The 13,228-nt window shown below is 45.4% G+C and carries 11 protein-coding genes; 1 reads left to right on the plus strand and 10 read right to left on the minus strand.

The genetic code is table 11. The features are described 5' to 3' along the window. Positions 1-297 precede the first annotated feature (297 nt). The gene (locus R7Z47_RS00950; RefSeq protein WP_262606642.1) at positions 298-2,052 is read left to right on the plus strand and encodes a hypothetical protein; all 1,755 of its coding nucleotides are present in this window, start codon (positions 298-300) and stop codon (positions 2,050-2,052) included. Positions 2,053-2,132: 80 nt separating this feature from the next. Here R7Z47_RS00950 and R7Z47_RS00955 read toward each other — a convergent pair whose 3' ends face one another. The 10 genes from R7Z47_RS00955 to R7Z47_RS01000 all read right to left on the minus strand — a co-directional run bounded on the left by R7Z47_RS00955 (position 2,133) and on the right by R7Z47_RS01000 (position 13,202). After that, complete coding sequence (locus R7Z47_RS00955; protein WP_262606641.1) at positions 2,133-2,777, minus strand: START domain-containing protein; 645 nt, start codon at positions 2,775-2,777, stop codon at positions 2,133-2,135. Positions 2,778-2,854: 77 nt separating this feature from the next. After that, positions 2,855-4,039: a multidrug effflux MFS transporter gene (locus R7Z47_RS00960; protein ID WP_262606640.1), complete on the minus strand. Its 1,185-nt coding sequence runs from the start codon at positions 4,037-4,039 to the stop codon at positions 2,855-2,857. Then, complete coding sequence (locus R7Z47_RS00965) at positions 4,036-4,680, minus strand: recombinase family protein (protein WP_318129761.1); 645 nt, start codon at positions 4,678-4,680, stop codon at positions 4,036-4,038. Before R7Z47_RS00965 ends, R7Z47_RS00960 begins: the two co-directional genes overlap by 4 nt. A gap of 146 nt (positions 4,681-4,826) precedes the next feature. Next, entirely contained in the window at positions 4,827-5,834 is a 1,008-nt protein-coding gene (locus R7Z47_RS00970; protein ID WP_005374731.1) for a LacI family DNA-binding transcriptional regulator, read from the minus strand. Between the two features lie 216 nt (positions 5,835-6,050). Further along, positions 6,051-7,784 carry a sodium:solute symporter family transporter gene (locus tag R7Z47_RS00975; protein WP_005383442.1) on the minus strand — a complete coding sequence of 578 codons (1,734 nt, stop codon included), beginning with the start codon at positions 7,782-7,784 and terminating at the stop codon, positions 6,051-6,053. Next, entirely contained in the window at positions 7,777-8,772 is a 996-nt protein-coding gene (locus R7Z47_RS00980) for an ester cyclase (RefSeq protein WP_262606639.1), read from the minus strand. The genes R7Z47_RS00975 and R7Z47_RS00980 overlap by 8 nt, the downstream gene beginning before the upstream one ends. Positions 8,773-8,821: 49 nt before the next feature. Further along, positions 8,822-9,796 carry an ester cyclase gene (locus R7Z47_RS00985; RefSeq protein WP_017820104.1) on the minus strand — a complete coding sequence of 325 codons (975 nt, stop codon included), beginning with the start codon at positions 9,794-9,796 and terminating at the stop codon, positions 8,822-8,824. Between the two features lie 512 nt (positions 9,797-10,308). Further along, positions 10,309-11,589 (minus strand): TRAP transporter large permease, encoded by a 1,281-nt coding sequence (locus tag R7Z47_RS00990; RefSeq protein ID WP_047102426.1) that lies wholly within the window; start codon positions 11,587-11,589, stop codon positions 10,309-10,311. Beyond that, the gene (locus R7Z47_RS00995) at positions 11,586-12,149 is read right to left on the minus strand and encodes a TRAP transporter small permease (protein ID WP_085569423.1); all 564 of its coding nucleotides are present in this window, start codon (positions 12,147-12,149) and stop codon (positions 11,586-11,588) included. The genes R7Z47_RS00990 and R7Z47_RS00995 overlap by 4 nt, the downstream gene beginning before the upstream one ends. A 57-nt stretch (positions 12,150-12,206) precedes the next feature. Next, positions 12,207-13,202, minus strand: a complete 996-nt coding sequence (locus R7Z47_RS01000; protein ID WP_213866684.1) for a TRAP transporter substrate-binding protein — start codon at positions 13,200-13,202, stop codon at positions 12,207-12,209. Between the last annotated feature and the right edge of the window lie 26 nt (positions 13,203-13,228).

Consider the following 13,228-nt stretch of genomic DNA (forward strand, 5'->3'; position numbering starts at 1 on the left):
TAAAAGACTCAATAAAGATTTAATATTCTGCTGATTTTGGTCGTAATTACTCCAAATCGCTTCATTTAACTGAATATTATGATTTTTAAGGCGGTTATCCGAGAAATTGGATTGTGAATATTGCCAATAGCATCCGCACGCAATTCAACTTACTTCACGGTTTGCCTTATAAATGTTGGATAATTTATCAAACCGACATTCATTACATCGATAACTTGTTTATGATAGCGGTTGATATAAAGCACTATTCATTGGCTTTAAACCTAAGCGTTACATTTCGTTTAGGAACACATAACTATGACAACGGAGTTGGTCGTGAAAAAACTACTATTGGCTACAGCAGTGGTCGCAGCTGCAGGGGGCGCTGGCTACCTGTACCAAAACAATACTACCACAAGTGATGCAGGCTCACTGTTAACGCAAGTTCCTGCAGATTCACTTATGGTGACGTATCAGACTGAACCTTTTAACCATTATAAATACATGAACGCATTCGGTACGGCGAATCAAGGCTCGATTGCAGAACTTTTTGCCGATGAACCACTGTCTCCACAACAGCAGTTTGCAGTTAACTTATTCGATGGGTACCTAGAGAGTGCTGCGTCGCCAGAAACATTAAAAGCTTATTTGGGCACCGGGGAAAACATTAATCCTGTGTTGTACACAATTGGTATGGTACCGGTGTACAAAGTGGATATTGAAGACCCTGCCGCGTTATGGAAAACACTGGATCATGAAGAGCAGATGAGCGGCGCTAAGCATGAGTTGGTTAAGCTTGGTGACGTCGAGTATCGTCGTTACGAGATGACTGATTCAATTGACCCGCAGGAAGGTATTGGCTTGGTTGTAGCCGTGGTTGATAACGTGCTTACGTTAACGGTTGATGTTCCGCAACTGGGCGTTCAAAACCCGATTAAAATGGCATTAGGGCTTGAAGCACCAAGTCAAAATATTGCTGACAGTGGACGCCTTGAGGCGTTGCAAGCCAAATACGGTGAAAACAACAACTCTTTTGGTTACTTTGATCATCGCGAAGTGATTAAAGGTTTGACGACGAAAGATGGCAATATGTTTGCTCGTCAAATCAGCACGTTGGATGCAATAGATCCTGAACCAACTATTGAGGAAATGCGTTCACCAGCCTGCCATACTGAGCTTACTCAAGTTGCAGAAAACTGGCCTCAGTCCGTCGCGTTTGCAGAATACAAGATGAAAGGCGATCAGGCGTTCATTAAAGGTTCTTTTGTTGTTGAGTCCAACAATAAAGTGATTCTAGATGCGCTCAAGTCGATTCGTGGTGTATTGGCAGAGTCTAAAAGTGATAAGAGTTTCTTTAGTATGGCGCTTGGCTTAGACATTAATACGCTAGCGCCATCGATTGGTCAGATTTGGGCTGACTTGACTCAGCCTCAATACCAATGCTCTTTATTGACACAAATGCAGCAAGAGATAGGCGGCCAGAATCCAGCAGCCGCTGTAAGCATGGGGTCAGGCATGGTTAACGGCCTGAAAGGGTTAAGCCTGCAAATGTTTGATATCAAAGTAGATACTAATGCTCAGCATGGTGAAGTATTTAGCCAGCTAGATGGTATGTTGTCTCTTTCTGCCAATGATCCAATGATGCTTATTCAAACTGCGCAAATGTTCGTTCCTGAACTTGCTCAATTGCAAATTCAACCGGATAACCAACCTGTTAATGTCAGTGAGCTATTAGAAATGCATACTGGCATGAAGGTGGACGTGTTTGCTCGTCTAAACGAAAACCATTTCACCCTTTACAGTGGTGATAGTGCTGCGGAAGCAAGCAAAGAAGTGATGGCGCAATCACTTTCTCCAAATGGCTTGTTCAGCTTTGATTTTGATTCAGAGCGTATTTTGGAAGTGCTAGAGAGTGCGTCGTCAATCACTGGGGAGCCGGTTCCGGATGATGTTGTCAAAAGCTTACAAGGCGAGCTTGTTGGTGGTATGACGATGGACGTGACAGACCAAGGTATTGGTTTTGAGTTTGATTACCGTGGTGCAACTAAACCTGTAACGGTTGCACAACAGTAACACATTGAGTAGAAAAAGGCGGCATATGCCGCCTTTTGTTATTATGTACCGTATTAAAAAGCGAGTGGGAAGAGCGACGCTTACTCATCTATTTGAGGATGAGAGTATTGCTGATATTCAGGTAACTCTTTTCTTAAATTACTAAATGTCGCCCATGCACTTTCTTTTGAGAGTTTGTTGATCAGCCAGTTTGGCAATAGACCTCCGGGGTCAGCAAACGCCTTGTATTCCACGAGTGTTGTATCGTTCGTGAGTTTTTGTAACTCCCAAGTCGCATCAACCGAGCGAATTCGAACATAACCATTTTGTTCAGCAAGATATGAGTCAGGTGCGCTTTTGATTTCTATGGTGAATCCCAGCTCATCGACCCAGTACTTTGAGTAGGTGACCATATCCCGATTTTTGGCAGGCCATGGTGCTTTAAACTGGGTGTAAACGATGTTCTCGGTGGCCGATATCTGATTTAAAACCCGGCTATGACTGGCATTGTCAATCCAGTTCGGGATATTGTCACTGTCTTCCAGTAGCGTTAAAAATGCACCATAGCTGGTGGGTGTGAACATCCGGGCACGGATCTCAACTAAACCGTCACTATGTTCTCGGGAGTAAATTGTGATTCCATCCTTGTCACTCTCGAACTGCCAGTTCTCGTTGGCGCTCGCATCAGTGCCAGCGGATATCAATGTGGAGAGTGTTAAGGCGCCAATTCTTAAATGCAACATCATGTTAGTATCCGCCAACTTTTCCTAAATTTAAGTTTATACGATTTGTTGTAGCTATAAGGACAATAGTATGTTTTTTGTTATTGTTCTGAAGGTTGCTCTGTACTGAAGCCACGTTGAATGTTGGTGAAGGTAAGCGATGCAAATATTACGATAACGATCGCTAGATGCCATGCTTGACTCAATCCAAGCTGCACCAGAGTTAAGCTGACCAATGAGGAGACGACCATTTGTCCACCACCAGACATTGCCGCTGCGGCACCTGCTTGCTTTTTATAAGGTTGCATTACCATCGCTTGTGCACAAGGTAGGGCAATACCATTACCCAAGATCATTAATAGCTGTCCTAGCATCAGAAATAGAGGCTCAACAGGGCAGAAAAATAACCATATTGCGGCAGCGAGGTGAAGAAATGGGGTGCAAAGCAGCATTTTTTTATTGCCAATAATTGGCCTTACTCGGTTACAAATCGTGGTACCACATAACATACCCAAAGCGGGAATGAGCGCCCACATCGCGTATTGAGCGGAGGTCATGCCAATTTGATCTTGCATGATAAATGGCATCACAGAGACTGTCGTAATCATTAAGCTGAAGTTTAACCAACTGATACTGGCGAAACTCATAAAGTAACGAGACGTAAGTAAGCTCTTGTATTGGAGTGACATTTTTCGGGGTGACGGAATGACAGAACGTTTTGTGATGGTTTCTGTGAACTTAAAGGCGATGATTACCCAGGCCAGCGAGACATAGCCCAATAGAGAAATAAACACCATACTCCAACCGAAGTGGAAGTTGATAAAGCCGCCAATCACAGGTGCAATAAGTGGCGTGATTGAAGCCGCCATGGCGATGTAAGACATTGCCACTGGGAGTTCATCCCCGCTAAATCTATCTCGAGTCGACGCCCTCGCGAGTACCGCGCAGCATCCTGTACCTAACCCTTGTAAAAAGCGCCCCATCACCATCCCTGTAAATGTGTCACTGAAGAAAATAATCATCAGCAGACCAGACATCGCGATGAGTAAACCGGTAAGTAATACTCTTTTTCGTCCTAAAGCATCTGACACTGGCCCGTAGATAAATTGAGAGGGGCCAAAGCCGAGCAAATAAATACTCACAAGTAGTTGAGCTTGGTCGAGGGAGATGGAAAAGTCTTTTGCTATCCATGGCAAAGAGGGCATGACTAGCCCCATGCTCAACTGGCCAACGCTAATAATAAGACAGGCTAGTAGTATAGTATGAAAGTTGATTGGGCGACTCATGACTGGTCTCCATTCAAACAACCTTTTTGGCGTCGTGATCTTAAGCCGCCTTCGTCATCCACTTCATTTAGCTTTGCTTTGACCCGCTTCACAGTCGATAGACTGACTTCGCATTGCTCTGCTACGTTTTGCAATGTGTAGCCTTCTAGCAGCAACGTTGCGATCTGTTGGTGTTTGGTTTTGTTTGCGGGGCGGCCGCGAAACTTCTGTTTCCATAATTCTGGCTGCTCTTTAATGGCCTGTCGCCCTTGCTCTGCGGCAAACAGGCGATGTTCAGTCTGCACTTTCCCATATCCAGATAACACTGTGAGTAGTGTTTGAGTTTGAACAGAACCTGGCTCAAAAGTTATTGATTCACATACGGTTTTCAATGTTACCCCTTTATCGAGTAGCATTTTTATTGTGTTCAATGCTTGACTAAAGTCGCGACCAAATGCGGTCAGCCACCAGAGCACAATCGTATCCCCAGTTCTGACGGAATCGAGCAGTTGTAAGAATGCCTCTCTCTCGGTTGGAGGCATGCAACCACGAACCTTATCCTCAAAATGCTGAGCTTCGGGCGCAAAAGCTTTTAGAGTATTGAGGTGCTCTTGGTAAACTCGATTTTTTGGCGAATAACGAGTGTAAAGATACGTGGTCATAAGGATTATGAGCCTTTTTTTGTTTGGTTCATATAGTGTAATGGCTCATAAATATACATGAGTTCATTAATGCTGACAACACTAAATGAGCCGTTTGGGAGTCAGAGGCAAATAAAAAAGCCAACCGAATGGCTGGCTATAGCTATTTAAGCTTTTGTTGTCTGTCGCTCGATTAACTTCACTGGCACCATCATTTTTACTAGGCTTCCGTTTTTCGTATTAATTTGATCAACAATGATCTTCACGCACTCGCGAGCGAGGCGACGGAAATCCTGGCGGAATGTGGTTAATTGATAGCTTAACCATTCTGTCTGAGGAATATTATCAAAGCCAATGACTTGTAAGTCTTGAGGAATGCTCAACCCGCATTCTATACGGGCGATATCCATGACCGCCATAGCAAGGTTATCGGTTGCACAGAACACCGCTTCAGGCCGATTTTTGTCTGCCAGTATGGCACGGACTTTATCAAGTGAGCTCGCGTAGTCATAGCTGGCTTCAATGATGCGTGGCGTCTTGCCGGTTAGGTCTTCAAATTCAGAGCAGAAGCCGCTTTGACGTTCGTCATTCGTAAAGGTTGGCACTTCTCCCGTCAAATAAACCGCGTTCTTCACGCCACTTTTGTGCAGAAGTTGCGCGGCTTGTTGGCCTGCTTCGTAGTTGTCACTGATAACGTAGCTACTCCTAGTACCTTCAACAACTCGTGCGTATTGAACAATTGGGATATTAAACTCTTCACATTCTTCATAAAGGGACTTATTGAAGGTTGCAGAAGCGGCAATGACACCATCGACGCGATACTGGAAGATATTTGGGATTGAGTGACCCTCTTCTTCATCCACTTGCCATGGAATCAATACGGCAGAATAACCTTTTTTCTGTAACTCACTGGAAATTAATTGCAGTGTTTTCATATGGATAGGGTAATCCGCATCAGGAAACACCAAACCTATCAATTTCGATTCGTTTGTGGTCAGGCTACGTGCAAAGGCGTTAGGGCGGTAGTTAAGGGCTTTAGCCGCTTCAAAGACTTTTTGCTTGGTCTTTTCGGATACTGAGCTACCCGGAACAAACACGCGCGATACAGTAGATTGAGAGACGCCTGCCATCTTTGCCACATCTTTTGATGTGACTACGTGTTTAATTGATTTCATGAATAAAACTTAGTTGCCAGTAATTGAGGTCATAAGACTAGCATAAATAGGTACGTATTCATAAATGTTCTAACGGGTATCCTAAGTAGAATAATGGCTTTGGAGTATTAAAAAGCAAAATGTGGGTTAACCCATTCGATTTGCTTTGAGCTAGCACTAGAGCTAGTGCGTAGATACTGTCCGTTTGTTGGACGTACAGTATCTACGTAAAGAAGATTAATTTGCTTGTTTGACTGCAACTTTACGTTTCGGGGAGAGGAGTGAATACCCCATGTATCCGATGCAAGCGGTAGCGACAAGAATAGAGCAGCCACGCATAAAGTTAATCAGCATAGGAGCGTTGTCGGTAAACGCGTTGATCCCCCAAAGCATCACGAGAGAGAATACAAACATCACTAGTAAACCATAACATGGAGCATCGATTTTGCCGGGAACGACATACCAACCATCTTCCTTGATTGGTTTATTTAGACGAGCATATTCCGCTTGCTGGCCTTTCACTGTGTAAAGATGCATTTCATCTTGTTTACCCGTCAGGAGAAGGCTAGCAATGTAAGCGACAACGGCATTCACAAGGACGCCAATCACGCAATACCAAGGCCACGCAATATCGGTCGCAACGGCTACATACCAAATCACCAAGAAGCTAGCAGCAACGCCAATTAACAAGCCTTTTTCCGTAATGTGTTTTGAGTAGAAACCAAGGACGAACATACAGAAGCTCGCACCGACAAAGTAAGAGCCTGCCTTACTCAGCACTTCCAGTACCGAGCCTGTGCTGGTGGCAAACATGATCGCTGGAATGATGACCAAAATCGCCCACGCCACCGTGAAGAAACGCGATACCTTTAAGTAATGCTCTTCCGACTCGTTTTGCTTGTAGAAGCGTTTGTAAAAGTCAGCCACAGAAACGGTCGCCATTGAGTTAAATGCGGAATCGAGACTCGACATACTTGCCGCCAGAATCGCAGCGGCAATGATGCCCATCAAGCCTGGCATTCCATATTCACTCGCATAATGAAGAATGATGGTGTTGCCGTTTTCGAACTCTTTACCGTCGTAATAAGCGTTGAACAGGACGCCAAGCAAGATAAAGACAAAGTAAATAAAGAAGGCCACGTAGCCCATCATCAGCATTGCCTTTTTCGCATCGCCCATGTTTTTCGCGGCCATACATCGTTGTACCATCATCTGGTTACCGCCATACACGGTGGTGTGGAACATCGTCATTGCGATAACACCAGCCCATACCGTCGTTACTTGGCTTAGGTCAAAACTTGTCTGTAGGGCATCGGTCATTCCTTTCGCTTTGAGTTCTGCCATGACCTCCGTCATTGGAGCAGGCATGCCATTCCAAACGGCTTCAATGATGATGAATGCGCCAATAAATAAGATTACTGCTTGAATCACATCGGTCCAAATGACAGCCGCGATACCGCCCATTACGGTGTAGATAAGGGCAATTGCAGTGACGATCATGATGCAGTACATCACGTCGATACCAGTAATGAACTCTAAAATCATTGCTGTCGCATAGAGTACGGCTGCCGAGCTCAATGCTTGTTTGATAAGGAAGATAAACGACAAAGTCAGTCGTGAAGCCTTACCGAAGCGTCGTTCTTGATACTCGTAGATAGAGGTTAAACCGTTGTTGTAGAAAAACGGCATAAACACAGCCACGATGAAGAAGATCACCAGCGGATAATTGAGGTGAATCGCGATAACCGACAGGCCTTCTTTGTAAGACCAAGCTGGCCCGCCAAGGAACGACATGGCACTCACGTAAGTACAAACGACAGAAATACCGATCGCCCACCAAGGGATGCTCTTATCACCCAAAGCGAATTGGCTAGCTGAAGTTACTCGCTTACCAATCACCGCACCCAATACTAGCGTTAGGGCTATGTATCCACCAAGGATGCTCCAGTTAAGTGCGCCAAACTCATGCATAATTAGGTCCTTCTAACTGTTCTTTCATTTGTGCAAACACGTCATAGCCAAGTTGCAGCAGGATATGAACGATGTCGATCGCCACCCAGTTTTCCTTCAGTAAATCGCCTTCGCGTCGCCAAATGTCCATAACGCGAAGTTCGATGTGTTTTCCGGTTGGGGCAAGACCGAGCCAGCCACTGTGACCAGTGTGAGTACCATGCATATGTGGCCAACCACCTGTGGATACGTAGTCATTTTGGGCCAAAAAATTGACCTCAATATCGACACTTCGGTCAGGGAAGGCAAACACAAATGGCGCTTGATGGTGGTTACGGAAACCTTTGATACCGCGCGTAGTACCAATACCAGCAGGGCCGTACCACATGAAGTCATTGTGCCAGTAGTTTTCAAGATCCATCGAGAAAAGATCTTTGCCATCAAAACGACCCAAGCAAGACAGCATATCTTCAACCAGCTGGGCGCTCTTTTCACTTTCTTCCAAAGACACAACAGAATGTTGGATACCATTAGAAGTCGCAGGAGAAGGGACCAAGCCATCGTGACCTAAGCTTTTACGAAGAGGGTTGCAGCCTGCTTGATTCATCGCGTCGATGAAGTCTGGGATCATGTAAGATTCGGTGATTTGGTCGTTCTCCACACACACCATTTCGGTGTAACGCAAGTAGAGTGTTTTCCCTGTTGCTGGGATGCCAAACAGTGGTTGTTCAAATGTACCGATAAAATAGCCGGTAGAGTTGTACCAAGTGCGACCTTCGTATTCGCCGTGCATCACAATTATTGGTCGGCGCTCGGCGTCAGGCAAAGCATTAACAAGTGGTGAGAGGAAAGATTCGTGGGTTGCATCTGGGCCATTAAGATCGTTCACAGGGTGCGCCACGCACCATTTTACGTCAGGGTTCAAAGTTTGCAGAGCGGCCTGTTTTTGCTCGATGTCTGCGGCTTTGAAGTAGTTCTGGTAGAACTGTTCGATGATGTTGAGTGACATGTTGCTTCCTTACTGTCTGTGATTTTAATAAATAGTGTTTAGTCAGCCGTTAGCCTTGCTGAAGCAGGATTTGCTTCCAGATTGCGGTCTCGTCAAACAAAGTGAATTCGCGACGAAGACCCCAAGGGCCAAACTCAGCGTGGCTGATCCCCATGATGTAAACCTCTTTTCCTGAAGGTTTACCAAACATCCCATATCCCTCATGCTTACCGTGCAAAGACCATCGAATTGCAGCGCGTGGTGACATCATGTCGTCATCTCGGCCAATACGATGGTGAACGGTAAATTGAGCATTTGGGAAAGACGCACGAAGTGCCATCCAAAAATGATCGACTTCCGAGTGTGATAGGGCAGTTTGACCGCCAGTGTATTCGCCGATGCAAGCGCGGTCGTACTCTTTCGGTACTATAGAGAACTCGGCATTCATAAGGCTTCTGAGAATTGCTTCGTAGCGCTGACCATATTCGTTGTCGTTGCCTACGCCCAAATAAGGTCCAGGAATGTCGACTTCAGGAGTGAACGGAAATGGGCTTGATTCCACGCCACCTTCAAATTCGATTTGTTGGCGTGCAAACTCTTCTGACGTCATGCCCAGTTGTTTCGCGATATCGGCTTGATCGCGAACCAACCATTCGTCATTGATTTGGTTATTGATAGCATGGCAATCTGCGATAATACGGAAACGAAGCTTGCGGTTCGAAGCTTGCCCATAGAAGCCGTTGCCACTGTGTGTTGCAGTAGAGATGATTCGATGAGAAGAAAGCATGCCTTGTTCCGGGGTGCCTGACCAAATGACGTCTTCGCCATATAGCGTGCGATCGGGAAACTCGGCCAGTGTCGCCATTGTTGCACTGATCACCCCTTCGTTTCCTTGAACGATAGAGAGTGGAGTACGCACAACAATGTCGGGAGAGTAGTAGTGTTCTAAGGTGTTTAAACCTCGGTCTTCCCAAATCTCTTTTGTGATACCAAGAATGTAGTCGGGAAAGTCACGCCACTTTTCATCGAAGCCAACCATGGCCATAAATCACCTCCGTAATTGAATAATTATGTTTTGATTACGTATTCAAAATATATCATGTTGCCATTTTGTCAACGGATTGTTTTTCGATTGTTTAAATAGCGTGCTGATGATCGGATTTTTAACAATTGAGCGGAAAATAAACTAAAAAAGTACAGGAGAGATGGAAGCTATCTCTTATCGAGACGTGTTAATAAGAAAGGAGGTCAAAGTTTTTTGTATGAATTTTCTAATATCTTATTGTTTTTAATCGCTTAATTTATTTTTATCTGTTTGAATGGAAACAAATGATTAAGCCAAAACTGATAATCATGCAGATCAAGGCACCCAAATAGACTTTATCGCTAATATTCAGTTATTTTGGTGTCAATTATACTTATATCTTTCAAATTTTCCTTTTGCATACGAATGCTTAAAGGCTTTTTTATTAAATCGGAAGTAGATAACGAATAAGCCACTAGAAAGGTATTTATCTAGTGGCTATAACAGTCATAAGCGCTCTATGAGTGCAACGATCAGGATAAAAGCGCAGGTAACGATAGCGAGATGGCAGGGATGAAGGTAATCAACATCAACGCCACTATCATTGCACCAATCCAACCCATGATGGCTTTAGAGAGCGACTCTATCGGTACTTTGCCTACCTGACTTGCCATAAACAGGTTGGCACCCAGAGGAGGCGTAACAAAGCCAATGGCCAAGTTCACGATCATCACGATACCAAAATGAACGGGGTCCATGCCGAGTGCTGACGTAATGGGTAGCAGAATTGGTGTGAGAATAACAATGGCCGCCAGCGTTTCCATGAAGGTACCGACAAGCAACAACAGAACATTGATGCAAAGCAGTATCAGCAGTTTGTTTTCGGTAATCGATAGAATGAACTGAGCGATCTCGGTCGGTAGACGTTCTAGGGTCAATATGCGGCCAAACGTCACGGACGCACCCACAATAACGAGCACTGCGCCAACTAACAGTGACGACTCTAGAATGATTTTCACCACTTGCGCTGGTTTGAGCTCTTTATAAACAAACATGCCAAAGAATAAGCCATAGAGCACACCAATGGCGGCTGATTCGGTAGGTGTGAAGATACCGGAATAGATACCGCCGAGAATGATCACGGGGAGTAGCATTGCCCAGCTGGCTTCTTTTAGCGCAGCAAGACGCTCTGCCCAAGTCGCTTTGCGTTCGTTACCTGTGTAGCCCCGCATTTTTGAGACAATTAGACAGTAGCCGATCAATACCATACCGACGACCAAGCCAGGAATGATGCCCGCCATGAACATCTTAGTGACGGAGACTTCAGCAGTGATCGCGTAGACGATCATCACCACAGAGGGTGGAATAATGACGCCAATTCCGCCGGAGGAAGCGATTAAAGCACCTGCAAAGCTGCGGTCGTAGCCTTTCTTCACCATCGAGGGAATCATCGTCAGGCCGATAGCGGCAACAGTGGCAGACCCTGTACCAGAGATGGAAGCGAAGAACATACACGCCACAATGGCCACGATGCCAAGCCCGCCAGTAAAGTGGCCAAAGAAGACCTCCGCCACATGCAATAATCGTTTTGAGATCCCTCCTTGGCTCATAAGGTTACCTGCTAAGGTAAAAAGAACGACGGCGAGGAGAGGGAAAGAGTCGAGCCCTGTTACCATTCCTTGGACTAAAAACTCGATGTTAAGAAACGGCAGACTGAGTATCGCGACCATACTGGCTGCCGCCAGAGCAATACCGACCGGAACGCCAATGAGCAGAAGCAGACCAAAGCTGCCAAACAAAAGTGCAGACGTCATGCGTTAAACTCCAATAGTCGGTTAGAAGTACGGTACTTTGCTTTGATATGGCGATAGCGTTGGCGAGAAAAGCGAACTCGTTCATTGCTGGTGGAGCACGCGTTCACACGTTGATAAATGCTGGTTACCAAGCGCACGCAGCTTAAGATTGCGCAAACTAAAACAGAGGCATACAAACATGCAATAGGAATTTCCATTGCGGGTGCAATCTGACCGAGTTGCAGGCTGCGGTTTATAACCTTAAATCCAAACCAGGCGACAGTTGCACTAAAGGCAAGGTAGATAAGATCAGAGACAATCAAACTGAATTGCGTCCAATTGCCCGGAAGTTTATCGATGAACACACGAATGCGGATGTGTCGATCATCTCGGATACAGTAGCTGATGCTCAGGTACATCGCCCATACGAATAAATAACGAGCCAGCTCTTCAGCCCACGCGATCGTTGCATCGAACAGGCGTAGGGCGATTTGCAAGCACAGTAAAGTTGTCATCGTCGAGATCGCGATAACGATAAGGGTAGGTTCTAGGTATTTGTCTAGTAAGCGAAACCACTTCATATTCACCTCCAAAACGGAAAGTACGACCTGTTTCCAGATCGTACAAAAGAGTGGGAGTTATAGGCGTTCTATCCCGGCAATCACGTTGTCAAACAAGTCTTCACCTGTCTTGCTACGCAGATCTTGGTACACGGCTGCATTCATTTTTTCTTTCATGATGCTGCGTACCTCGTCTGGGACGATGTTAACCGTCATGCCTTTTGCTTCGAGCTCTTTGATTACTTCTTGGTTTTGCTTAGCGGCGAGCTCACGCTGTTTTGCGATGGTTTCTTTGCTTACTTCACTGATCAGCGCTTGTTGTTCGGCCGGCAGTGAATCCCAAAACGATTTGTTCATGAACAACACGTAGTTGGTGTATATATGGTTAGTTAAAGAGAGGTACTTTTGTGCCTCGTAAAAACGTTCGGCATAAATAGAGTAGATAGCACTTTCTTGAGCGTTAATCAGGCCTTGTTGTAACGAGGTGAAAATTTCTCCCCAAGACAGAGGTGTTGGCGCAGTACCAATAGATTTCCACGCGCTTATTTGAGTGGGGTTAGATGCCGAGCGAATCTTTAGCCCTTTCAGGTCCTCAATACTATCAATTGGCTGTTTGTTGTTGGTCACGCTACGAAAGCCGACCTCCATAAAGCCAAGACCATGGAAGCCTTTTGACTCCATAGCGCTTAGCAATGGCTGTCCGATCTTCTCACTGTCGAGTGCTTTGTGGGCTTGTTCTTCACTATCAAAAAGGTAGAACACGTCCAGCACGTTAAACTCTGGGACATAGGGAGAGAGTAAAACTGACGCACCAAACGTCATTTGTAAGTTGCCTTGCTGTACGAGTTCAGTCGTCTCACGCACATCGCCTAGTTGTCTTGCCGGATAGATTTCAACTTCTATCTCACCGTTTGAGCGAGCTTCCACTTGTTGTTCGAAATAGAGCATTGCTTTGTGTACGGGAGAGGTTTCTTGACTGTCATGAGCAAGACGAATAACACTGGTTGCAAACGTATTCATACTGCTAAATGCAAGCCCCAGTGCGGTAAGTGAAGTAAGGATTGCTTTCTTCATCGTTCTTCCTTGTTTCTAGTATGACC

The organism is Vibrio sp. 1641 (genome assembly GCF_033339995.1).
Lineage (GTDB): Bacteria > Pseudomonadota > Gammaproteobacteria > Enterobacterales > Vibrionaceae > Vibrio > Vibrio alginolyticus.